Origin of the sequence: Candidatus Spongiisocius sp., assembly GCF_965221825.1 — a bacterium.
GTDB lineage: Bacteria > Actinomycetota > Acidimicrobiia > Spongiisociales > Spongiisociaceae > Spongiisocius.
On record NZ_OZ244917.1, the window covers coordinates 1,417,906 to 1,439,851 of the forward strand.

The following is a 21,946-nucleotide window of genomic DNA, read 5'->3' on the forward strand; positions in this document are numbered from 1 at the left end:
CGGATCAACCGATCCCCAGGGCGTCCGCCTGTTGCTTGGCCACCAGGAAGTCGTCGTATTCGCTGAAGAAGGAGTGGGATCCATCCTCCGAGGTGAGGACGTAATAGAGGTAGTCGGTCTCCGCCGGCTCGATGACAGCTTCTATTGACTTGGCGCCGGGTGCGCCGATCGGTGTCGGGGGGAGACCTGATATCCGGTAGGTGTTGTAGGGAGACTCGAACTCGAGATCCTCGAGCGTGGGCGACCGGCCCCGGTCCTCCAGGGCGTACAGGACCGTGGCGTCGATCTGGAGTGGCATGCCCCGCTCCAGCCGGTTATTGATAACGCTGGCGATCAGGGGCCGGTCCTCATCGGTTCCGGCCTCGGCCTCCACGAGCGAGGCCATGACCAGCCCTTCGTACACCGAGAAGCCCCGCGCGGTGACCGTGGACCAGTCGTACCCCTCCAGGCGTCGCTCCATCTCGGTGGCCAGCCGTTGCAGCATCTCGGACGGGGTGGCATCGCCGAAGAACTCGTAGGTGGCCGGGAAGAAGAGCCCCTCCCATACCCTCGTCTCGAGGCCCTGCGGCACGTAGGAGGAGGTGACATCACCGTTCGCGAGCGCAGCCGTGAAATCCTCGTCCGAGTAGTCGCCGGTGGCCAGGGCCAGCGCCTCCAGGACCTCGCCGAGACGGAGACCTTCGACCACCGTCACCCGGAACACATCGAGGGACGGCCCCGCGATGAGAAGGTCCACGATCTCGTCAAGGTCGGCTCCGGTAACCAGCTCGTAGGTTCCGGCTTTGAGGAGGCTGCCCGCCTCACGAGTCCGGACCAGCGACTCGAACTCGATGGCTGATGGCACCACACCGTTGGTCACCAGGATGCCGGCGATGCTGCGGGCACTGGACCCGGACGGGATCTCCACCGCCACGGTGCGTCCCGGCTCGACCTCGGCGGTCTGGTCTCCGCCACCGAGCCCGCCCAGCCTGTTGACCCAGTTGCCCAGGCCGGCGCCTCCCACTATCAGGGCGTAGGTGACCACCGCCGCCACCAGCAGGCCGGTGATACCGCCCCGGGCGCGGATCAGCCACCGATCATCGCCGTCGGTGTGACGCTCCGGCGGGCGATCCGGTCGCCGGTAGGCGCTCATTCCACCCTCGCCCGGGCTCGATTGTCCAGATAGCCCTGGAGCATCACCGCGGCCGCTACCTTGTCGACCCGCCGGCGTCGCTTTGCCCGGGATGTTCCTGCCGCCACCAGGACGCCTTCCGCGATCCGGGTGGTCAGGCGCTCGTCGTACAGGACCACTTCCACCTCGACGAGGGGACGGAGCCGATCGGCAAAGCGGCGGGTCCTGCGAGCGGCAGCCTGTTCGGTGCCATCGAGCGAGACCGGCAACCCAACCACCACCTCGGTCACATCCTCGGAACCGACCAGGTCGGCCAGCCGGCGGGGGAGATCGGGACCCGCCTCGAACACGTCGAAGGGATGAGCGGCGATTCCGAGCCGGTCGGAGAGAGCCACACCCACTCGCCGGCTTCCGTAGTCGATGCCCATGATGCGGCCGGCCAGGTCCGGTACGGCGCTCATCAGGCACTCAGACGGCGTGCCACCGCCTCCCGAATCGCGTCCAGAGCCTCGCCAACCTTGTCGCCTCTCGGTCCGCCTGCCTGTGACAGCTCTGGGTCGCGACTCCCTCCCCCGCCGAGAAGCTTGGCACCCACCAGTACGAGATCGGCCGCCGAAACACCCCGGTCGACCAGGTCCCGGGTCGCCAGGCCGACCAGCGCCCCCTTGCCGCCTGTCGTGCTTCCCAGCACCACGACACCGGATCCGAGCCGGTCCCGGACCTGCGCCCCGACCTGGCGCAACGCCACCGGAGCGTGATCGTCGAGCTCGGCCACCAGCCACGAAGTATCGCCGGTACGCCGGGCGGCGCCGGCCAGGTCGGCAGCCACCGCTGTCCTTTCCTGCTGGCGGCGCTGATCCAACTCGCTCTGGATGGCGTCGGCTCGCTCGGCGAGCCTGCGCACGCCCGCCGGGACTTCAGGCATCGACATGCCGAGGAAGCGACCTACATCGGCCAACCGCTCCCTCGCTTCCCTGGCATGGGCGTAGGCGGCCATACCGGTCAGAGCCTCCACCCTGCGAACGTTCGACCCGATGGAGGATTCGGAGGTGACCAGCAGCGGCCCGATCTCCGCCGAACTACCCACGTGGGTGCCCCCGCAGAACTCGACCGAGAAGTCCCCCACCGAGACCACCCGCACCCGCTCGCCGTACTTGTCGCCGAAGAAGGCCAGGGCCCCCATGGCCTCGGCTTCGTCCTTGGACGTCTCGAGCAGCCCCACCCGATGGTTGTCCACCACCCGCTGGTTGACCAGCTGCTCCACCTCGCCGAGTTCTTCGGGAGGCACCGCCGTGTAATGGCTGAAGTCAAAACGGAGGCGCCCGTCCTGAACCAGGGAACCGGCCTGGTTGGCATGCTCGCCGATCACCTCCCGGAGCGCCCAATGGAGGAGGTGGGTGCCGGTGTGGGACCTGCGGATGCGATCGCGCCGGGGGCTGTCGATACGGGCGTCCACTTCCTGCCCGGTCTGGACGAAACCACTCTCGACCTTGCCTCGGTGGCCGTGTAACCCGGTCACGGCCGCCTGCGTGTCGCCCACCTCGATCCGTCCGGTCGCCGACTCGATCAGCCCGACATCGCCCACCTGCCCGCCGGCTTCGGCGTAGAAGGGTGAGCTGTCCAGGAAAACCTCCACCTCCTGACCAGCCTCGGCCCTCTCCACCAGCTCTCCCTCCCGGAGGATGGCGAGGACGAGGGCAGGCGAATCGTCCCTGACGTAACCCAGGAACTCGGTGGGCCCGACGGTGTCGAGGATGCGCTTGTAGGACTCGACGCGGACCGCCTCGGCTCCCCCCTTCCAGGCGGCCTTGGCCCGGGTCCGCTGGGCGGCCATCTCGGCCTCGAACCCGTCCAGGTCCACCTCGCGCCGTTGCTCGGCCACGATCTCCCGCGTGAGGTCGATCGGGAAGCCGTACGTGTCATGCAGCTTGAAGGCCAGGGCGCCGGACACGACTTCGCCTGTCTCCGAACCCTCCAGAGCCTCGTCCAGCATCTGGGTACCGGTGGCGAGCGTGCGCCGGAACTGGGACTCCTCCCGCTCGAAGACGTGCCGGATGAAGTCGAGGTTGGCCTTGAGTTCGGGGTAGGCATCCTCCATGACGTCGGCGGTCACCTCGGCCAGGCGGGGCATGATGAGGCTCTCGCTGCCCAGCTGCCAGGCGTGCCGTACCGCTCGCCGGATCAGGCGCCTCACCACGTAACCCCGGCCCTCGTTCCCGGGCAGGGCTCGGTCGCCGATAAGGAACGTGGAGGCACGGGCGTGGTCGGCGAGCAGGCGAAGCGTCACGTCGACCCGTTCGTCCTCGCCGTAGGTCCGCCCCAGGGCGCCCGACGCAGCCGCCAGCACGTCATGGACACAGTCGGCCTCGAAGAGGGTGTCGACCCCCTGGAGGATCATTGCCAGACGCTCCAGCCCGGTGCCGGTATCTATCCCCTTAGCGGGGATGTCGCCGACGACGTGATAGGGCTCGTCCTGGATGTTCTGCATGAAGACCAGGTTCCAGAGCTCCACGAACCGGTCCTCGCCGCCACCGATCGGGCCTCCGTCATGCCCGTAGGCCGGACCCCGGTCGATGAAGATCTCCGAGCACGGGCCGCACGGGCCGGGAATGCCCATCTGCCAGAAGTTGTCCTTGCCGCCCCGCTGCACCCGACCGGGGGGAACCCCGATCGAATCGATCCAGATCTCCTCGGCCTCGTCGTCGGTTTCGTAGACCGTGTACCAGAGCAGTTCGGGATCCAGACCGAGCGGTCCGGTGACGAAGTCGAAGGCGTAGCGGATGGCCAGTTCCTTGAAGTAGTCACCGAACGAGAAGTTCCCGAGCATCTCGAACATGGTCAGATGGCGCGCAGTGGTACCGATGATGTCGATGTCGACGGTCCGTACGCACTTCTGGACGCTGACTGCTCGGGGCCAGGGGGGCTCCTCCTCCCCGAGGAAGTAGGGCTTGAACGGGACCATGCCGGCGTTGGTCACCAGCAACGTCGGATCGGTGGGAATCAACGATGCCGACGGACGAACTACGTGGTCTCGTTCGGCAAAGAAGTCGGTGAAGGCGCGCCGGATGGCATTGGCTCGCATCCGCTGCAGGTTAGCCCCGAGTGGCGGATTGACGGTCGCGGGTCCCGGCTATCGAACCGCGAAGGAACGGCGGCTAGTCGCGGCGGTCGCCGGTCCTGGTGGGGCGGCCGAGCACCATGTCCCATTCCTCGAGCCGGTCGGCTATGCCCGCCTCCCGGCCCTGGCGGGTGGGCCGGTACAGGATCCTTCCCTCCATCTGCTCCGGAAGGTAAGGCTGCGGAGCGAGGTGGCCCGGACCGGTGTGTGGATCCACGTAGCCGGCCGGTGTGCCGTCCACCTCCGACGACACCAGCCGGCCGCCGGTGGAGCGCAGGTGGGCGGGGACGGTGGCGGCGGAGGTCTCATCGACCGCCTGCCGGGCTGCTCCCATCGACCGCTTCACCGAGTCGGACTTGGGGGCGGTAGCCAGGTAGACAGCGGCCTGCGACAGGTTGTAGGCCGCCTCGGGCAGGCCCACCATGGCCAGGGCCTGAGCGGCGGCAACCGCCTGGACCAGGGCGTCCGGGTCGGCCAACCCGACATCCTCCGAGGCGAAGATGACCATCCGTCGGGCCACGAACTCGGGATCCTCGCCGGCCGACAGCATGGTGTGAAGCCAGTAGAGGGCGGCGTCGGGGTCCGACCCTCTCATCGACTTGATGAAGGCCGAGATGACGTCGTAGTGCTGGTCGCCCTTCTTGTCGTAACGGATGATCCGGCGCTGGAGGGCCTCCTCCACGTGCCGGTAGGTGATGGTGGCCTGTCCCTCACCGCCGGCCACGATGGCGGCCAACTCGAGCACGTTGAGTGATAGGCGGGCGTCTCCTCCCGCCCGTCGGGCCAGGGCCTCTGCCGCCGACGGGTCGATCGCCATCCCTGCGGCGCCCAGCCCCCTCTCGCGGTCGGTCAGTGCCCGCTGCAGGAGCTCGACCACCGCGGCCGCGGAGAGCGGGATCAGCCGGAACAGGGTGCACCGGCTGATCAGGGGGGAGTTGACCTCGAAGAAAGGGTTCTCGGTGGTGGCGCCGACCAGGATGACCGTGCCGTTCTCGACCCCGGGCAGGAGAGCGTCCTGCTGGGCCTTGTTGAAGCGATGGATCTCGTCCAGGAACAGCACCGTTCGAGTCCCCGCCTCCCCGAGCCGGCGCTCCGCCCCCTCCAGGACCCGGCGAACATCGCGCACTCCGTGGGCGGAGGCGGTCAGCTGCTCGAAGACTGCGTCGCTTTCGGAGGCCATGAGCCGGGCCAGCGTTGTCTTCCCGGTACCCGGTGGTCCGAAAAGTAGGACGGAGACCAGGCGGCCCGACTCGACCATGGCTCGGAGTGCGGCGCCCTTCCCCAGAAGATCGGGTTGACCCACCACCTCCTGCAATGATCGGGGACGCATGCGGTCGGCGAGCGGGGCTACCCGGCGCCGGCGTCTTTCCCGGCCGGCGGAGAACAGGTCGGGCCCGGATTGCATCCGGCTAACCGGTCAGGATCCGGAGGGGTCGGAAGGCCCCGAAGGGGGGTCGTCCGTGCCGGTCAGGGCCACCTTGGCATCAGCGGTGAGATCCAGACCGAGCTCCTCCAGCTGGGCGTCGACCACCCGGGTAGGGGCGGTGGTGAGCGGATCTGCGCCGCTCTGGGTCTTGGGGAACGGGATCACCTCTCTGATGCTGGTCTCGTTCTGGAGGATGGCTACCAGGCGATCGATCCCCACCGCGAAGCCGGCATGGGGTGGTGTCCCGTAGCCGAGAGCCTCGAGAAACCAGCCGAAACGGGACTCGGCCTCCTCATCGGAGATCCCGAGGGTCTCGAACACGGCCCTCTGGGTGTCGGGGTCATGGATCCGCACCGACCCGGAGCCCAGCTCGGACCCGTTGAGTACGAGATCGTATGCCTGGGCCACCGCCGTCTCCGGCCTCTCGCGCATCTCCGCCACCGAGACCGGAGCGGTGAACGGATGGTGGGACGGGACCAACTCGCCCTCGCCGGTGGTCTCGAAGACCGGAAAGTCCACCACCCAGAGGAAACGCAGTTCCTCGTGGCTGCCGGGCTGGCCCAGGTCCAGGCGCATCGCACCCAGCACCGAGGAGGCCATGGCAGCCCCGCCGGCGACCAGCAGCAACAGGTCGCCCGGCGATGCGTCCAGCATCCGGGTCGCCTCCGCCATCTCGGCGCCGCCCAAGAACTTGGCCACAGGCGACCGCCAGCCGCCGCCTTCCTTGACCTCGGCCCAGACCAGGCCGGCAGCGCCCAATTCCCTGGCCCGGCCCACCAGACCGTCCAACTCCGCCCTGGAGTGGTTCGCCGGCCCGGCGTTGATCCCCCGGACCACTCCCCCCGCGTCGAGGGCGCCGCCGAATCCGCGGAAACCGGTGCCCGAGAACGCATCCGACAGCTCGGTTACCTCCATGCCGAACCGTAGATCGGGCTTGTCAGTGCCGTAGCGAGCCAGCGCCTCCTGGTAGGTGATCCTCGGAAGCGGCAGGGAGAGCTCGACGCCGCGCAGTTCGCTCACCACCGCCGCCACCACCAGTTCGATGGCTGCGAAGACGTCCTCCCGCTCCCAGAACGATCCCTCCAGATCCAGCTGGGTGAACTCGACCTGGCGGTCGGCCCGGGTGTCCTCGTCCCGGTAACAACGGGCGATCTGGTAGTAGCGCTCCACCCCCGCCACCATCAGTAGTTGCTTGAAGAGTTGAGGGCTCTGGGGCAGGGCGTAGAAACGGCCGGGCCGCAGCCGGCTCGGGACCAGGAAGTCCCGGGCCCCCTCGGGTGTCGAGTTGACGAGCGTCGGCGTTTCCACGTCGAGGAACCCCAAGCCGTCGAGGGTGCGCCGGATGGCGCTGATGCAATTCGAACGGGCCCGCAGATTGGCGGCCATGCGGGGGCGGCGCAGATCCAGATAGCGATACTCGAGCCGGATCCGTTCCTCCGAGCGGGACCGGTCGTCGATCATGAAGGGGAGCGGGGCCGCTTTGCTCAAGACCTTGAGCAAGCCGGCCTCGACCTCGAAGTCCCCGGTGGGGAGGTCGGGGTTCTCGGTGCCGGCCGGCCGGCGGCGGAGCGTGCCCTCGACTCGGACGCAGTATTCCATGCGGAGGTCCGAGGACGATGGGACCACCGCCGGATCGACCACCACCTGCACTGTCCCCCGCCCATCCCTCAGGTCGAAGAACTTGATACCGCCCAGGTCCCTGACCCGAGCCACCCAGCCGGCCACCTTCACATGCCGGCCCAGCTGATCGGGTCCGAGCTCATCAGCGAAGTGGGAACGGTAGGCGGCCATCAGGACCCTCCCCCGGGCCCGCCGATCACCCACGCCGCCACTTCGCCGGCCGGGATGGTGCGCTCGTCGCCCGAACTGAGATCCTTGAAGGTCACCATCCCCTCGTCCCACTCGGCGCCGATCACCACGGCAGCCGCCGCGTCACGCCGGTTGGCCGCCCGGAACTGCGCCTTGACCGATCGGCGGCCCGCCACCAGATCACACCTGACCCCGGCTGCCCTGAGGCGACGGGCGAAGGCATGGGCGAGGCTGCGGCGCTCCTGGTCGGCCACTACCAGGAACACGTCCAATGCCCTCGCCGGAGGGCTCTGACCCGCGGCCGACAGGATCCGGTCGAGCCCGAGCGCCAGACCGACGCCCGGCAGATCGGCACCGCCGAGCAAGCGGGACAATCCGTCGTAACGGCCGCCACCGCCGACCGCGTTATGGGCGGCACCGTAGCGGGGCGGGATGTACTCGAACACGGTGCGGTTGTAGTAGTCCAAGCCCCGCACCAACCGGGGGGCATGCCGGTGCGCGATCCCCCGTTCCTGGAGACCCGCGATGAGTTGGTCATGATGCGCGGCGGCCTCCCCCTCCAGGTAATCGACGGGGACGGGGGCATCGGCCACCACTTCCCGGTCGGCCTTGGAGTCCAGCACCCGCAAGGGGTTGGTACCGATCCGCCGGCGGGCATCCGGGGAGAGCAGGTGGCTCCGCTCGTCCAGCCACCCCGAAAGCCGGTCGTGGTAGGCCACCCGATCCGGGGCGTCACCGATGGAGTTCACGTGCACGACCACGTCTCCGAGGCCGCAGTCCAGCAGGTAGCGATAGCCGAGCTCGATCACCTCCAGGTCGGCCTCGGCGTCCGGGGCGCCCAGGTACTCGACCCCCAGCTGCCAGAACTGCCGGCGGCGGCCCTCCTGCGGGCGTTCGTACCGGAAGCAGGGTCCCGAGTAGGCCCCCTTGAACTCGCCCGACAGACCCGCCTGGATGTAGGCCCTCAGGACGCTCGCAGTCACCTCGGGACGGAGGGTGAGACTCCGCCCGCCCTTGTCCCGGAAGCTGTACATCTGCTTCTCGACCACCTCGGTAGCCTCACCCACCCCCCGGGCGAACAGGTCGGTGGCCTCGAATACGGGGGTGGCGACGTAGGCGTACCCGTACTGTTCCGCCAGCAGGTCCCAGGACCGGAGCAGCTCGCGCCAGCGCCGGGACTCCGGTGGCAATATGTCGTCGGTGCCCTTGGGCGCCCGGAAGCTCATTCACACACCCGGGAGGGTGCTGAAAAAGACGGGGAACTTGGTTGGCCGCACATCTTGACCAGGGGTTTCATTGTAGGCCTCCAGGCCAACTGGACATTTTTCAGTACCCTCCCATGAAGGGGTTGAAACGCCGCTCGCGGCCCACCGTGGTCGAAGGACCATGGCCCGGCATCACGGTGACCGCGTCGTCGAGGGGGAGAACCTTCTCCCTCATGCTCGTCATGAGGGTCTCGTAGTCCGCGCCGGGGAGGTCGGTACGCCCGATCGAGCCGGCCAGCAGATGGTCGCCCGAGAAGAATACCCCCTCTTCGGCCAGGTAGAAGCAGCAATGTCCGGGCGTGTGTCCCGGCGTCGCCACTACCCCGAGCCGGGGGCCGGCCAGGTCGAGAACCTGGCCGTCGGAGAGTTCCCGATACGTCTCCGGCGGCCGGTAGTCGCCGGGCGGCACGGTGCCCATCAAGACGCGGAGCTGATCCTCCGGGCGCCGGGCCAGGAAGTCATCCTCCGGGTGGAAGTAGGCGGCGACCCCGGTTCGAGCCACGAAATCGGCGGCGCCTCCGAGATGATCGACATGTCCGTGGGTGACCAGCAGGGCTGTTGGTGTCAGATCGTGCGTCGCCAGCAGGTCGGTGAGGGGCTCGAAACACTCCGGTGGCGCATCGATGACGACCGCCGGCCCACCGGCCTCCGGGGCGACCACGTAGGTATTGGTGGCGACCAGCCACAGCTCGAGTTGGAGGATCAACATAAGGCGGCCAGATTAGATGCGACGGATCGGCGCCGGTTCCGACTCCCCACGGCCACATCTGGCACCCGCCCGCATCAACCGGGCCTCAGGCGGAAGGCGTCGTACACGCTGGCAATCCGGCGCACACCGGCCAGAAGGCGGTCGAGCTGGCCCGGATCCGATAGCTCCACCTCGTACCGGAGCACCGCCACCCGGTCGCGGTCCGTACGGGAGGACGCCCCTACGATGTTGGCGCCCGCATCCGATATGACCGAGGTGATGTCCCGGAGGAGGTTGGGCCGGTCGAGAGCCTCCACCTGTATCCACGCACTGAAGCTGCTGAGCTGGCCCGGCGCCCAACTCGCTTCGATCATGCGCTCCTCCTGGCCTGCCAGGCGCTGGATGTTGCTGCACTCGGTGCGATGGATCGACACCCCTCGACCGATGGTGACGAACCCCACGAGGTCATCGCCGGGCACCGGACTGCAGCAGCGGGCGATCCGGACCCAGACATCATCGAACCCTTCCACGATGACGCCCTCACCGGCCGGTCGGTCCGTCCTCCGCCGCACGGGATCGAGCGTTCCGAGATCCTCCCCCACCACCGGCACCGACAGCACCCGCTTGATCCGGCCGACGACGGTTTGCGGGGCTACCGCACCGTCCCCCACCGCGATGTACATCGTCTCCGTGTCGCGGTAGCCGAGAGCGAGCGCCGCATCGTGGAGTACCTTGCTCCGCTCGTTCTTGACGATATGGACCCGATCCCGCCTGATCAGGTCCTGGACGGATTCCCGGCCCCGCTGGAGGGACTCCTTGCGGCGAGCCCGCGAGAACCACTGCTTGATCTTCGAGCGGGCCTTGGAGGTGCGGACGAAGCCGAGCCAGTCCCCAGTGGGACCGGAGTCATCGGACTTGGTGGTGATGATCTCCACGATGTCGCCCGACTGGAGCTCGGTGGCCAGGGTCACCAGCCGCCCGTTCACCCTGGCGCCCACGCACCGGTGCCCCACCTCCGTGTGCACCGAGTAGGCGAAGTCCACGGGGGTGGCGCCGCGCGGCAGGGTCTTGACGTCCCCCTGCGGGGTGAGCACGAACACCAGGTCCTCGTAAAGGTCGAGCTTCAGGTTCGCCAGGAACTCGGCCGGATCGTCGTAGTCGGCCGGCAGGTTGCGGAGGTCCACCATCCACGCCAGATCGGTGCTGGCAACACCTTCCTTGTACCTCCAGTGGGCGGCGATGCCGAACTCCGCCCGCGTGTCCATGTCGTGGGTGCGGATCTGCACCTCCAGCGGTTTCCCGTCCGGGCCGATCACGGTGGTGTGCAGGCTCTGGTACAGATTGAACTTGGGAAGCGCGATGTAGTCCTTGAATCGCCCTTGGACCGGAGTCCACCGGGAGTGGACCAGCCCCAGGGCCCCGTAGCAGTCCTTGACCACCTCCACCAGGATGCGGATCCCGATCAGGTCGTGGATGTCCTCGAACGGCAGCCTGCTGTCGACCATCTTCCGGTAGATCGAATAGTGGTGCTTAGGACGGCCCTTGAGCACCGCGTCTATGCCGACTCGGGCCAGCATCTCCCTCGCCTCCGACATGACCTGGTCGATCACAGCCTCCCGCTCGGGCGCCCGCCGGCGGATGAGGTCCTCGATCTCCTGGTAGCGGCCCGGGTAGAGGATCTCGAAGCAGAGGTTCTCCATCTCATGCTTGACTTCCTGGAATCCCATCCGGTGAGCCAGCGGCGCGTAGATCTCCAGGCTCTCCCGCGCCTTGACCTGCTGGCGCTCCACCGGCAACGGGTAGATCGTCCGGAGGTTATGGAGCCGGTCGGCGAGCTTGATGATCAGCACCCGCACATCCTGGGCCATGGACACCACCATTTTGCGGATGGTCTCGGCCTGGGCCTCCTCCCGCGTGATGTCGAACTCCACTCCGTCCAGCTTGGTTACACCGTCGGTGATCCGGGCCACGTTCTCGCCGAACATGCGCTCGACCTCGTCGAGGGTCAGGTCCGTGTCCTCCACCGTGTCATGGAGCAATCCGGCGGCGATCGTCTCCGGATCGAGCCCGTACTCGGCCAGTATCTGGGCGACCGCGATGGGATGGGTGATGTACGGGTCGCCGGTAAGCCGGAACTGGCCGGCGTGGCGGCTCTGGGCCAGGTCGTAGGCATGGATGATGATGTCGTCGTCGGCATCCGGGAAGTGGCTTCGAAGGGCGGCAAGGATCGGTTCCAGCTCGGCCTGGGCGGCATCGTGGCGACCCCGTGCTACCGCAAGGTCGGTCATGGTTCAGCTGTCATAGGTCAGGATCGAGTGAAGATCGACTCCGTCCAGCGCTTCCCTTCCGGCCAGAAAGGTCAGCTCGATGAGGACCGCCATGCCGACCAGCTCCGCACCCAGCCCCCGGATCAGGTTGGTTCCAGCCCGGGCCGTGCCGCCGGTGGCTATCACGTCATCCACGACCAGCACCCGGTCTTGCGGGCCAACCCCGTCGACATGAACCTCCAGCGCATCGATACCGTATTCGAGCTGGTACTCCTCCTTGCGGGCGCGATACGGCAACTTGCCGGGCTTGCGCAAAGGTACGAAGCCACTGCGGAGGAGCAGGGCCACAGCCGGCGCGAGCACGAATCCCCGAGCCTCGATCCCCGCCACCATGGTCACACCCGAGTCTTCGAACGGAGCCGCCATCAGTTCCACGGCCGACCGGAGGGCGTCGGGATCGGCCAGCAACGGAGTGATGTCCTTGAACGTCACCTCCGGAACCGGGAAGCCGGGGACGTCGCGGATCAACGCGCTCAGCCGGCCAGCATCCATCTCCATCATTCTAAAGGCTGATCCGGTCCGGCCGAGCAGCGGAGACTCGGGATCTCATTTCTTCCTCCGGCGAGCGGTGCTCTGGCCTCTGGAGCTGAGCCGGTGCGGGGAGGGGCCGGACCCGCCGGCCTTGCGTTCCGACCGGTAGCGGCGCCTCGCCCACTCCGTCTCGCGTTCTTTCCACAGGGCGAGCAGCGGAGCCGCCACGAAGATCGACGAGTAGGTGCCCGCGCCGATCCCGACGAACAGGGCCAGCGCGAAGTCGCGGAGCGTCCCGGCGCCCAGCAGCAAGGAGCCGATGAACAGCAGGGAGCCGACCGGGAGCAGGCTGGTCAGGGACGTATTGATGGAGCGCATCAAGACCTGGTTCATCGAACGGTCCACCAGATCGGTGTACGTACGCCGGTCCTGGTCGGACTCCACGTTCTCCTTGATCTTGTCGTAGACGACCACGGTGTCGTAGAGGGAATAACCGAGGATCGTCAGCACCGCCACCACCGTGGCCGGGGTGACCTCGAAACCCACCAGCGAATACGCCCCCGCCGTCAGTATGAGGTCGTGCAGCAGGGCCGCTATCGCGCCGATTGCCATCTTCCACTCGAACCGGATGCTGATGAAAACCACCACGACGCCCAGGAACACCAGCAACGCCTGCACGGCCCGTCCGGCGATCTGGCGCCCGAACGTGGGGCCCACCGACTCCACGTCGGTCAACTCTATCCGGGTCCCGGTCACCTCGACGAGTGACAGCACCATCGCCCGCTCGGTGTCGAGATCGACCGCCTCGGTCTGGATCCGGACCGACGCGCCATCGTCGACCAGCTGTACCCGTGCGGCGGTGCCCTCCGATCCGAGGGCAGAGCGGATCTCGCCGATCCCGGCAGCAGCCGGGTTGGGCATGCTGATGGAGGTCCCGCCCGTGAAGTCCAGGCTGAGGTTGAGGTTGCGGATGGCCAGGCTCAGCAGGCAGATCGCGATCGCCACGCCCGAGACGATGAACCACCGGCGTGCCTGGCCGACGAAATCGATCGATGTCTCACCGCGGTACAGACGGCCGATGGTGCTCATCGCGTTATCCCTTGGGGTGACCGCGGCTCGGCGGTGCCCCGGATGCTGAAGAAACCACCGTCGCCGAGACGGCTCCGGGCCATGATCGCCGACGCGTTACGCGTGAACACGGTGAATATGACCACGTCGAGCACCGTGGCGATGCCCAGTGCCTGCGCGAAGCCCTTGACCGGGCCGATCGCCAGCGCCCACAGCAGCACCGCGCCGACGAACGATACGAAGTCGGCGGTCAGGATGGTCCGGAAGGCGCGGCGGTAGCCCTCCCTGGTCGCGTCGACCACGGTCCGGCCGTTGCGGATCTCCTCCTTGGTTCGCTCGAACAGGACGATGTAGGAATCGGCGGTGATCCCTACCGACACGATCACCCCGGCCACCCCGGCAAGGGTCAGGGTCAGGCCCTGCCAGGCTCCGAGCACGCCGAAGATCACCACCAGCAGGCTGCCGAACACGCTCAGGCCCAGCAGCGTTATCAGTCCCAAGGACCGGTAGTAGACCAGCAGGAACAGCACGACCAGCGCCAGGCCGCCGAGGCCCGCGATCAGGCCGGCTCGCAGGGAGTCCTCTCCGAGGGTGGCGGAGACCTTCTGGACCGAGGATCGCTCGAAGGCCACCGGCAACGACCCGTACCGCAACACCGTGGTCAGATCCTCCGCTTCCTCTTGCACGTCTCCCGAGGCGCCCAGGGTTATCACCGCGGTGCCTCCCGTGATTCCGTCCGGACCGACCCCGCTGGAGATCTCCGGCGCCGAAACGACCGCACCGTCGAGCACTATCGCCAGCCGGCGGTTGGGGGTTCCCAAGGGATACTGGGCGAGCAGCCCGGTGACCGCCGCGAACCGGCCGGCCCCCTCGCCGGTCATGTTGAGTTGTACGGTCCATGCGCTGTCCGCGTACTGCCCGAAGAGGGCCAGTGCCGAAGCCACCTCCGCACCGGTCAGGGGGCTCGGCGCCGCGGGTATTCGGGAGCAGTCCAGCCCGTCTCTACAGATGCCCTGGCGATGCGCGGCGATGTCGGCCGGGCCCACCTCGTAAACGGCCACGATGTTCCCCCGGTCGTCGTATTCGGGGAGGAAGGACCTGGCCGCGTTGATGTCGTCCTCGATGGTGAGTCCGGTCTCGGGGTCGACGCCGTCCGGGAACACGAAGCCTTCGCCCTGCTGCTCGGCCTCCAGATGGATCGGCGAGAGAGCCCCCGGCAAGCAGCCCCCGGAGAAGGACTGGGTGGTGCAGGACAGGACCGGCCGGAATGACAGGAGCCCTGTTCTCCCCACCGCGTCCAGCGCCCGTTCCTGATCGGTCACACCGGGTAGCTGGACCAGTATCGACGTTCCGCCGGTGATCGAGATCTCCGGCTCCTGGACGCTCCCGAAGTCCTCGATCCGCCGCCTCATGACCTCGACCGCGGTCTCGATCACCCTCGCGTCGGTGCCTTCCGGCCCCTCCAGGATGACCGAGGTCCCGCCCTGGAGGTCGAGGCCCAGCCGGGGTGTCCAGCCGGCGGAGAAGATGGCGACCAGCCCGCCCCAGGCGATACACGCCATGATGACGAGCGCGAGCCAGCGGCGGAACACGTGGGAGTACTACTCCTAGGAGGAATCGCCGGTGTTCATACGGGCGGCGACGGCGCTGCGCAGCACCCTGATGCGCCCCTCCTCGATGCCGAGGGTCACCCAGTCGTCGCCCAACCCGACGATCACTCCCATCAGGCCGCCGATGGTGCGAACCTGGTCGCCGACCTCGAGAGCTGCCGACAGGGCCTGCTGATTCCGGGTCCGCTTGCGCTGCGGCCGGATTATCAGGAAGTACATGAGGCCGCCGAGAAGCAGCAGCGGCCAAAGGACGCCGAGACTGCTTCCGGCGTCTGCCTGGGCTATGTACGCAACGGACACGTTTTCACACCTCTTTCGGACCGGTCTTACTTGGGACCTGCTCGGATACGAACCCACCCGTAGCAGAGTGTATCGATGCTAGCGGTACTCCCGGGAGCCGCGGCTAGCCCTGATCCTTCATGGATGAGGATGGAACGGCCGGTTCATCGGAGCACGGCGATGATGATTGCCGCGGCGCTGGCTACCAACCCGGTCATCCATCCGACCAGCCAGCGGGTCTGCTCAGCGAACCGCTTCTCGATGTCTGCCCGGAGCGACGCGACCACAGCCTCTAACCGATCTTGGCTGACATACCCTTCCGTGACTGTCATGGCTGCGGGTTCCTTCCTGTGGCTGACACTTCCATCATACCACCGAATCCAGTGCTCCGGCTCTCTCAGTGAATACAGTTCGTTCTTTACCAATACAATATATGACCATCATGGCCGCAATAGCAAACAATGTGGTTGGAGTGGCCCGGCATACGCCGGCGTGCGGGAGACATGGAGAGTCAGGGCGACCGGGAGGCGTCCTCGGCGGCCGGTCGGCGCCTGGCCACCACTCGTCTATGGAACTCGGCGAACGCGCCGGCGGTGATGGCGGCTCGGGCCTCCTGCAGCAACCGGTGGGTGGCGGCCAGATTGTGGATGGAGAGAAGCCGGGACAGGGACAGCTCGCGGGTATTGGCCAGATGGCGCAGGTACGCGCGCGAATAGGTGCGGCAGGTGAGGCAGGGGCAGTCGGGATCGAGGGGCGCGTCGTCCCCGGCGAACCGGGCCAGGCGGATGTTGTAATCACCCTCGCTGCTGATGACCTTGCCGTGACGGGCCAGCCGGGTCGGCCACACGCAGTCGAACAGGTCCACTCCCCTGGCGACGGCGTCGAGCAGCCCTTCCGTGTCGCCGAGGCCCATGAAGTAGCGGGGCGCCCCGGCGGGAAGCCCGGCCACCGCCGCCTCGACGGACTCGTTCCGCCGTCCTAGGTCCTCGCCGACCGACAGGCCTCCGATCCCGAATCCGTCCAGGTCGAGTTCGGCGGTGCGGCGGGCGCTGTCGTAACGCAGGTCGGGATCCGCACCGCCCTGGACGATGCCGAACAGCGCCTGGTCCTCCCTGCTGCGGATGCGGACCGAGCGCTCGGCCCACCGCAAGGTGCGCTCCATGGCCTCCGCCACAGCCTCCCGCGGCGCCGGTAGGCCGATGCACACGTCGAGCACCATGGCGATGTCGGGCCCCAGCTCCTCCTGGACGAGCACGGCCTGTTCGGGGGTCAGGAAATGTTGCGAGCCGTCGTAGACGGACTTGAACCCGCATCCGTCCTCCGTGATGGAGGCACGCAGGGAGAAGGCCTGGTACCCGCCCGAGTCGGTCAGGATCGGACCGTCCCATCCCATGAACGTGTGGAGCCCGCCCAGGGCCGAGATGCGCCCGGATCCGGGCCGGAGCATCAGGTGATAGGTGTTCGCAAGCACCATCCGGGTGCCCACGGCACGCAGATCGTGGGAATCGAGGCCCTTCACCGAAGCCCTGGTGGCGACCGGCATGAAGGCGGGGGTCTCTACGGCGCCGTGGGGCGTTAAGAGACGTCCCCGGCGGGCCGCGCCATCCGCGGCCGAGCACTGGTAGGTGACGGGGCGGGCGAGGGTCATCGGGGACCCGGGGTCGGCGCTCGCTCCAGGAGCATGGCATCGCCGAAGGAGAGGAAGCGGTAGCCGCGGTCGCGGGCCGTGCGGTAGACCGACCTCCACGACTCCCCCACGAAAGCCGCCACCAGGACCAGCAACGAGGACCCCGGCATGTGGAAATTGGTCAGGAGGACATCCACCGCCCCGAAGCGGTGGCCGGGCGTGATGTAGAGGCTGGTCGGACCCCGGTACGGGGCGGGCCGCCCGTCGCGGCAGGCCGTTTCGAGGGCCCGGACCACCGTGGTCCCCACCGCCACCACCCTGCCTCCGGCTCGGCGGGTCTCCATCATCCGCTCCACCGTGGGCTCGGGCACGTCCATCCATTCCGAATGCATGCGGTGATCGGAGATCTCCTCGGTCGTGATCGGGCGAAAGGTGTCCAGGCCGATCCGGAGTTCGATCCGCGCCACGCCGATTCCCCGTTCCGACAGATCGCTCAGGGTACGGGAAGTGAGGTGCAGACCCGCCGTGGGGGCGGCGGCCGAGCCCACCCGGGCCGCGAACACCGTCTGGTAGCGCTCCGAGTCGTCGAGTACCCGGCGGATGTAGGGCGGGAGCGGCACCCGGCCCGTCTCGGCAATGGCTCGCTCCACTGCCTCATCCCCTGCCTCGCCCGACGCCGTCCGGAGCGTCAGGTCGACCTGGCCCCCCACCGGATCGGTCTCGATGCGGGCCACCAGCCGGCCGGCTCGAACCATGGAACCGGCCCTGAGGCGGCGAGAGGGCCGGGCCAGCGCCCGCCAGCGATCCCCCCGTCGGCCCAGGAGCAGCAACTCCACCCGTCCGCCGGTGGGCTCCCGCCGGCCGATCAAGCGGGCGGCCCGCACCCTGGTGTCGTTGACCACCACCAGATCACCGGGACGCAGGAGCCCGGGCAGGTCCCGGACCGTCCAATCGCTCAGGTCGGACGCTCGGAGCAGGCGAGCCGAGTCGCGGGGCTCGACCGGGGACTGTGCGATCAGGTCATCGGGAAGCCGGTAGGCGAAGCCGGAGGTCTTCAAAAATTCAACTCGGTGGTCAGTGGTCAGTGGTCAGTGGTCAGTGGTCAGTGGATGTTGTAACCACGGGGACGAGTAAATGCAACCCACCAGGCTCAGCGGCCTAACGCCACCCGACTACTTCGGGGGTCGCAAACTGGCCACCGGCAACCGGCCACTGGCCACTACCCCAAGAGAGAGGTCTGCGCCGATCCGGGGGCCGGTAGGCCGAGGTGCCGGTAGGTGAGCGCCGTGGCCATCCGCCCGCGCGGGGTGCGGGCCACCAGGCCCCGCTGGACGAGAAACGGCTCGTAGGCCGACTCCACGGTCTCCGGCTCCTCCCCCACCGCGATCGCCAGGGTGGTGAGTCCTACGGGACCGCCGCCGAACTTGGATACGATGGCGTCGAGGATCAGGCGGTCCACCTTGTCGAGACCCAGGTCATCCACCTCCCACAGCTCCATTCCTGCCGCAGCGACGGCCGCGTCGATGCGCCCGTCTGCGCGCGCCACGGCGTACTCGCTCATCCTGGTAAGCAGGCGGTTGGCGATACGCGGCGTGCCGCGGCTCCGGACCGCCACGTAGCGGGCGGCACGGCCGGTCACCGGAACGCCGATGATGGTCGCCGACCTCGTCACGATCCGCTCCAATTCATCGTCCTCGTAATAGTCGAGGCGATCCACCATGCCGAAACGGTCCCGCAGCGGCGCGGTCACCGTCCCGATCCTGGTGGTGGCCCCCACCAGGGTGAACCGGGGCAGGCTCAGGCGGAGGGACTGGGCGGTCGGGCCCTTGCCGACCACGATGTCGAGGGCGAAGTCCTCCATCGCCGAGTACAGCACCTCCTCGATGACCCGCGGAAGGCGGTGGATCTCGTCGATGAACAGCACGTCCCCGTACTCGAGTCCCGACAGGATGGCGGCCAGATCTCCCGGGCGCTCAACCGCCGGACCGGACGTCGAGCGGAGTTGCGCCCCCATCTCCGCGGCGATGATGCGGGCCAGGGTGGTCTTGCCCAGGCCGGGCGGTCCGGACAGCAACAGGTGATCGAGCGGGCGGCCCAGCTTGACCGAGGCCTCCATGGACACGGAGAGGCGCTGCTTTATCTTCCGCTGCCCCACGAACTCGTCCAGCGTCTTGGGACGGAGCAGCACCTCGCTGGCGTGGTCCTCCTCGGTGGGATGGGTGGTCAGCAGGCCGTCCTCACGCACCGGGGAGGCCCTTCTTGCGGCCCATCACCTTGAGCGCGCTCCGGACCATCTCCTCGACCGACCCGTCCAGCGATATCTCCTCGAGGGCCGCTCGAACCTCGACCGGCAGGTAGCCGAGGGATTCGAGAGCTTCGCGAACCTTCGCCACCTCCGAAGAAGAGGTCGAACTCACCACCATGGAGCCCAGCTTCGGCCGAAGGTCGAGGATCAGCTTTTCAGCCTTGCGCTTGCCGATGCCCGGGGCCGCCACCAGCGCCGCGATATCGTCCGTGGCGACGGCTTGGCGCAGGTCAGCCGGGCGCAGGGTCGCCAGGATGGCCATGGCAAGGGCGGGCCCTACCCCGCTGGCGCCCAAGAGGATCCTGAACATGTCTCTGCTGGCCGGCGCATCGAAACCGTAGAGAGCCATGTTGTCTTCCCTCACCGCCAGGTGGGTATGCAGCACGATCTCCTCGCCCAGGCCGGGCAGCGAGGTCAGATCACGAGGCGTGACATTCACCTCGTATCCCACTCCCCCGACTTCGATCACGACACCCGACTCGCCCTTGGCGACCAGCATGCCCCGGAGCCGGCCGATCATCCGGCAGCCCCCCGCGCCGCCGCCTCTACCCGGCCCAACCGGTTGCCCATGCTCTGCATGTGGCAGAGGGCGATGGCCAGGGCATCGGCGGCGTCGGCCGGTGAGGGCGCCTTCCGCAGGCCGAGACGCCGAGCCACCATCTGCTGGACCTGTGCCTTCGAGGCCCGGCCGTCGCCGGTGACGACTGCCTTGACGGCCGAGGGGGAGTACTCGAAGACCTCGAGCCCGGCCCGGGCCGCCGCCAGCATGATCACCCCCGAAGCCTGGCCCACCTGGGTGGCGGTGAGACGGTTCCGGTTGACGAAGACCCGTTCTACGGCCATGACCTCCGGCCGGACCTCCTCGATCAGTTCGCTGATGTCCTGGTAGAGGACAGCCAGACGGGTGGAAGTCGGCAGGCCGGCCTCCGTCCGGATCACACCGACCGCCCTGACATCCGGCGAGGCGCCACGCGTGCGGACCGCGCCGAACCCGGTGGTGGTGAGCCCGGGATCAACACCGATCACGAGCACGGCGGTTCCGGAGCCGGGGATGCGAACATATGTTCTAGCTTAGCTTGGCGTGGTGACAGTTCCGGCCCTTTCCGGACCCCCGAGGGACAGCGGGTCGGTCTGTGGAACGGCGGCGGGGTATGCGCCAGCCGGCGGCGTTCCTCGCAAGGCCCGCTGACGAAGGCGTACCCGCAGCGGTACGTTGAGGAAGCGGAACGCAGCGACGGGGCGCCGACGGCAAGCAGAGCACGCCCAGCCGTTTCGCAGACAGACCCGACCTACCAGTCGTCGGGATCCACGCGCTGGCTCCGGAGCCACTCGATGACCCGATCGCGATGGAACAGAAGGCGCCCCTTGACGCTGGCGCTGTCGATCCAACCCTCTCCGATCAGGCGGCGGGTTTCCTCGATGGAGAGACCGAGCAGGTCGGCCACCCCGGGCACATCAAGGACAGGGGGGAAGAGCCGGGGATCGCTGCCGGCATCCGCTCCGGAGATCAAGCCGTCGCTCCGTCGTTGAGCTCGAACGACAACAACCGCTCCATGTCATCCGCCTGCGGGTACGGGAGCGACGGTCACGCTCGTGATCTGACCCGTTACCCAGGTGATCACCGTGTTACCGGCATCCGTAAGCCCCGCCCTGAGGGCGAACACAACAAGTACCCCGACCACGATCCAGGCGAGGATTGTCGACGTCTCGGCGGCTCCCTCCTCGTCTCGTAGCCACCCGGTACGGGCATGAACCCGCGCCATAGTCCTGGCGCCGACCTTGAACCTCATTTTTTGCTCCTTCCTATCTAGGGATTAATCGACACACGACCCGACCAACGAACCACCAACCTGCCTGACCATCGATCCCCTACTCCTTCTTCAGCTCATCCGCCGAACACGATCGACGGGATCGGAGCGGCCATGAACAACATCGTGATGGGCGCGAGAACCACGACCACCGGGATCACCATCAGGATCCGCCGTCGCGCCGCCGCCCTTCTGAGCGCATCCCGACGCATCGCCCTCAGGTCCTTCGACAACCCGAGCAGCGCAGCGGAGAGATCGGACCCCTGCTCCTGGGACCTTGCCATGACGCGGTAGGTCCGGGCCGCCTCCGGCTCCGGAGTCAGCCTTTCCGCCCTGGCCATGGCTTCGGCGAATGCCCATCCCCGTTCGTGCAGGTGCAGCACCTCGGCGATCTCCTCCACCGCGATCCCGCGGGCGCGGCCCACCACGTATCGCAGACCCTGGATGGGCCCCCCGCCCACCCGGGTGTACATGGCCACCAGTTGGTTGATGGTGTAGAGCTCCGAACGGATGGCCTCACGGCGACGGCGGACCGCCTCGGACAACCGGGCACGAACCTGGAGGGCGCCCAAGGCCGCGCCGGCCGCCATGAACAGGATGACCCTCAGACCGGACCCGCCACTCACCAGCGCAACTCCTCCCAACCCGGCGGCGTACACGACCATCAGGCCGAGGGATCGCATCCGGTATGCCCGGGGCCGCACCGCTTCCTCCAGGTCCGGGAACAGACCCCCCTGCCGCAGCCGGATGGCCAGTTCCCGATCGTCCATCGGCATCAGAATCCGTGCCAGGGGATACACCATCCCGGCCAGCATCGGTCCCAGCAAGCGGCGCGTCGCGCCTCCGCCGACCGTTGGTCCGGGATCCATCCGGCCGGCGTCGTAGTAACCCGGACCGAACTCCGCCCTGGTCGCGCTGGAGTACGGCCGTACCCGCGACGCCAGCCGGCGAGGCGGCTTCACCCAGAGTGCAACCCCGGAGACGGCGAAGACCACCGAAGAGGCGACCGCCAGGACTGCCAGGCCGACGTTCAT

Annotated in this window: 21 protein-coding genes; all 21 read right to left on the reverse strand. The window is 67.8% G+C overall.

What is annotated here, in order from left to right; translation table 11 throughout:
* Nucleotides 1–4: 4 nt before the first annotated feature.
* On the reverse strand, nucleotides 5–1,132 hold the full coding sequence (mltG, locus tag ACOQPD_RS06695) for an endolytic transglycosylase MltG (RefSeq protein ID WP_420614114.1): 1,128 nt from the start codon (nucleotides 1,130–1,132) through the stop codon (nucleotides 5–7).
* Nucleotides 1,129–1,572 carry a Holliday junction resolvase RuvX gene (gene ruvX, locus ACOQPD_RS06700; RefSeq protein WP_420614115.1) on the reverse strand — a complete coding sequence of 148 codons (444 nt, stop codon included), beginning with the start codon at nucleotides 1,570–1,572 and terminating at the stop codon, nucleotides 1,129–1,131. Before ruvX ends, mltG begins: the two co-directional genes overlap by 4 nt.
* Nucleotides 1,572–4,193 (reverse strand): alanine--tRNA ligase, encoded by a 2,622-nt coding sequence (gene alaS, locus ACOQPD_RS06705; RefSeq protein WP_420614116.1) that lies wholly within the window; start codon nucleotides 4,191–4,193, stop codon nucleotides 1,572–1,574. Before alaS ends, ruvX begins: the two co-directional genes overlap by 1 nt.
* Nucleotides 4,194–4,266: 73 nt before the next feature.
* Entirely contained in the window at nucleotides 4,267–5,634 is a 1,368-nt protein-coding gene (locus ACOQPD_RS06710; RefSeq protein ID WP_420614117.1) for a replication-associated recombination protein A, read from the reverse strand.
* Nucleotides 5,635–5,646: 12 nt separating this feature from the next.
* Entirely contained in the window at nucleotides 5,647–7,446 is a 1,800-nt protein-coding gene (gene aspS, locus ACOQPD_RS06715; protein ID WP_420614118.1) for an aspartate--tRNA ligase, read from the reverse strand.
* Entirely contained in the window at nucleotides 7,446–8,690 is a 1,245-nt protein-coding gene (hisS, locus tag ACOQPD_RS06720) for a histidine--tRNA ligase (RefSeq protein ID WP_420614119.1), read from the reverse strand. The genes aspS and hisS overlap by 1 nt, the downstream gene beginning before the upstream one ends.
* A 100-nt stretch (nucleotides 8,691–8,790) precedes the next feature.
* Entirely contained in the window at nucleotides 8,791–9,438 is a 648-nt protein-coding gene (locus ACOQPD_RS06725) for an MBL fold metallo-hydrolase (protein WP_420614120.1), read from the reverse strand.
* 74 nt (nucleotides 9,439–9,512) lie between these two features.
* Nucleotides 9,513–11,705 carry a RelA/SpoT family protein gene (locus ACOQPD_RS06730; RefSeq protein WP_420614121.1) on the reverse strand — a complete coding sequence of 731 codons (2,193 nt, stop codon included), beginning with the start codon at nucleotides 11,703–11,705 and terminating at the stop codon, nucleotides 9,513–9,515.
* Between the two features lie 3 nt (nucleotides 11,706–11,708).
* The gene (locus ACOQPD_RS06735; RefSeq protein WP_420614122.1) at nucleotides 11,709–12,236 is read right to left on the reverse strand and encodes an adenine phosphoribosyltransferase; all 528 of its coding nucleotides are present in this window, start codon (nucleotides 12,234–12,236) and stop codon (nucleotides 11,709–11,711) included.
* A 54-nt stretch (nucleotides 12,237–12,290) separates the two neighbouring features.
* Nucleotides 12,291–13,304, reverse strand: coding sequence for a protein translocase subunit SecF (secF, locus tag ACOQPD_RS06740; protein ID WP_420614123.1), 1,014 nt, complete (start codon nucleotides 13,302–13,304; stop codon nucleotides 12,291–12,293).
* Nucleotides 13,301–14,875, reverse strand: a complete 1,575-nt coding sequence (gene secD, locus ACOQPD_RS06745; protein WP_420614124.1) for a protein translocase subunit SecD — start codon at nucleotides 14,873–14,875, stop codon at nucleotides 13,301–13,303. Before secD ends, secF begins: the two co-directional genes overlap by 4 nt.
* 15 nt (nucleotides 14,876–14,890) lie before the next feature.
* Entirely contained in the window at nucleotides 14,891–15,193 is a 303-nt protein-coding gene (gene yajC / locus ACOQPD_RS06750) for a preprotein translocase subunit YajC (RefSeq protein WP_420614125.1), read from the reverse strand.
* Nucleotides 15,194–15,336: 143 nt separating this feature from the next.
* On the reverse strand, nucleotides 15,337–15,504 hold the full coding sequence (locus ACOQPD_RS06755) for a hypothetical protein (RefSeq protein ID WP_420614126.1): 168 nt from the start codon (nucleotides 15,502–15,504) through the stop codon (nucleotides 15,337–15,339).
* A gap of 179 nt (nucleotides 15,505–15,683) precedes the next feature.
* Nucleotides 15,684–16,820 (reverse strand): tRNA guanosine(34) transglycosylase Tgt, encoded by a 1,137-nt coding sequence (gene tgt, locus ACOQPD_RS06760; protein ID WP_420614127.1) that lies wholly within the window; start codon nucleotides 16,818–16,820, stop codon nucleotides 15,684–15,686.
* Complete coding sequence (gene queA, locus ACOQPD_RS06765) at nucleotides 16,817–17,857, reverse strand: tRNA preQ1(34) S-adenosylmethionine ribosyltransferase-isomerase QueA (protein ID WP_420614128.1); 1,041 nt, start codon at nucleotides 17,855–17,857, stop codon at nucleotides 16,817–16,819. The genes tgt and queA overlap by 4 nt, the downstream gene beginning before the upstream one ends.
* Nucleotides 17,858–18,018: 161 nt before the next feature.
* Nucleotides 18,019–19,044, reverse strand: a complete 1,026-nt coding sequence (ruvB, locus tag ACOQPD_RS06770; protein ID WP_420614129.1) for a Holliday junction branch migration DNA helicase RuvB — start codon at nucleotides 19,042–19,044, stop codon at nucleotides 18,019–18,021.
* Entirely contained in the window at nucleotides 19,037–19,624 is a 588-nt protein-coding gene (gene ruvA / locus ACOQPD_RS06775; protein WP_420614130.1) for a Holliday junction branch migration protein RuvA, read from the reverse strand. The genes ruvB and ruvA overlap by 8 nt, the downstream gene beginning before the upstream one ends.
* Entirely contained in the window at nucleotides 19,621–20,130 is a 510-nt protein-coding gene (gene ruvC, locus ACOQPD_RS06780; RefSeq protein ID WP_420614131.1) for a crossover junction endodeoxyribonuclease RuvC, read from the reverse strand. The genes ruvA and ruvC overlap by 4 nt, the downstream gene beginning before the upstream one ends.
* A 263-nt stretch (nucleotides 20,131–20,393) precedes the next feature.
* A complete protein-coding gene (locus ACOQPD_RS06785) occupies nucleotides 20,394–20,615 on the reverse strand; it encodes a helix-turn-helix domain-containing protein (RefSeq protein ID WP_420614132.1) in 222 nt (73 codons plus the stop codon).
* Between the two features lie 45 nt (nucleotides 20,616–20,660).
* Nucleotides 20,661–20,894 carry a hypothetical protein gene (locus tag ACOQPD_RS06790; RefSeq protein WP_420614133.1) on the reverse strand — a complete coding sequence of 78 codons (234 nt, stop codon included), beginning with the start codon at nucleotides 20,892–20,894 and terminating at the stop codon, nucleotides 20,661–20,663.
* A gap of 95 nt (nucleotides 20,895–20,989) precedes the next feature.
* Nucleotides 20,990–21,946: a type II secretion system F family protein gene (locus ACOQPD_RS06795; RefSeq protein WP_420614134.1), complete on the reverse strand. Its 957-nt coding sequence runs from the start codon at nucleotides 21,944–21,946 to the stop codon at nucleotides 20,990–20,992.

What these genes read in the sequence shown, in the direction of transcription:
- mltG (WP_420614114.1), bottom strand. Translation starts at nt 1,132, where the DNA reads ATGAGCGCCTACCGGCGACCGGATCGCCCGCCGGAGCGTCACACCGAC.
- ruvX (WP_420614115.1), bottom strand. Translation starts at nt 1,572, where the DNA reads ATGAGCGCCGTACCGGACCTGGCCGGCCGCATCATGGGCATCGACTAC.
- alaS (WP_420614116.1), bottom strand. Translation starts at nt 4,193, where the DNA reads ATGCGAGCCAATGCCATCCGGCGCGCCTTCACCGACTTCTTTGCCGAA.
- ACOQPD_RS06710 (WP_420614117.1), bottom strand. Translation starts at nt 5,634, where the DNA reads ATGCAATCCGGGCCCGACCTGTTCTCCGCCGGCCGGGAAAGACGCCGG.
- aspS (WP_420614118.1), bottom strand. Translation starts at nt 7,446, where the DNA reads ATGGCCGCCTACCGTTCCCACTTCGCTGATGAGCTCGGACCCGATCAG.
- hisS (WP_420614119.1), bottom strand. Translation starts at nt 8,690, where the DNA reads ATGAGCTTCCGGGCGCCCAAGGGCACCGACGACATATTGCCACCGGAG.
- ACOQPD_RS06725 (WP_420614120.1), bottom strand. Translation starts at nt 9,438, where the DNA reads ATGTTGATCCTCCAACTCGAGCTGTGGCTGGTCGCCACCAATACCTAC.
- ACOQPD_RS06730 (WP_420614121.1), bottom strand. Translation starts at nt 11,705, where the DNA reads ATGACCGACCTTGCGGTAGCACGGGGTCGCCACGATGCCGCCCAGGCC.
- ACOQPD_RS06735 (WP_420614122.1), bottom strand. Translation starts at nt 12,236, where the DNA reads ATGGATGCTGGCCGGCTGAGCGCGTTGATCCGCGACGTCCCCGGCTTC.
- secF (WP_420614123.1), bottom strand. Translation starts at nt 13,304, where the DNA reads ATGAGCACCATCGGCCGTCTGTACCGCGGTGAGACATCGATCGATTTC.
- ACOQPD_RS06755 (WP_420614126.1), bottom strand. Translation starts at nt 15,504, where the DNA reads ATGACAGTCACGGAAGGGTATGTCAGCCAAGATCGGTTAGAGGCTGTG.
- tgt (WP_420614127.1), bottom strand. Translation starts at nt 16,820, where the DNA reads ATGACCCTCGCCCGCCCCGTCACCTACCAGTGCTCGGCCGCGGATGGC.
- ruvA (WP_420614130.1), bottom strand. Translation starts at nt 19,624, where the DNA reads ATGATCGGCCGGCTCCGGGGCATGCTGGTCGCCAAGGGCGAGTCGGGT.
- ACOQPD_RS06790 (WP_420614133.1), bottom strand. Translation starts at nt 20,894, where the DNA reads ATGAGGTTCAAGGTCGGCGCCAGGACTATGGCGCGGGTTCATGCCCGT.
- ACOQPD_RS06795 (WP_420614134.1), bottom strand. Translation starts at nt 21,946, where the DNA reads ATGAACGTCGGCCTGGCAGTCCTGGCGGTCGCCTCTTCGGTGGTCTTC.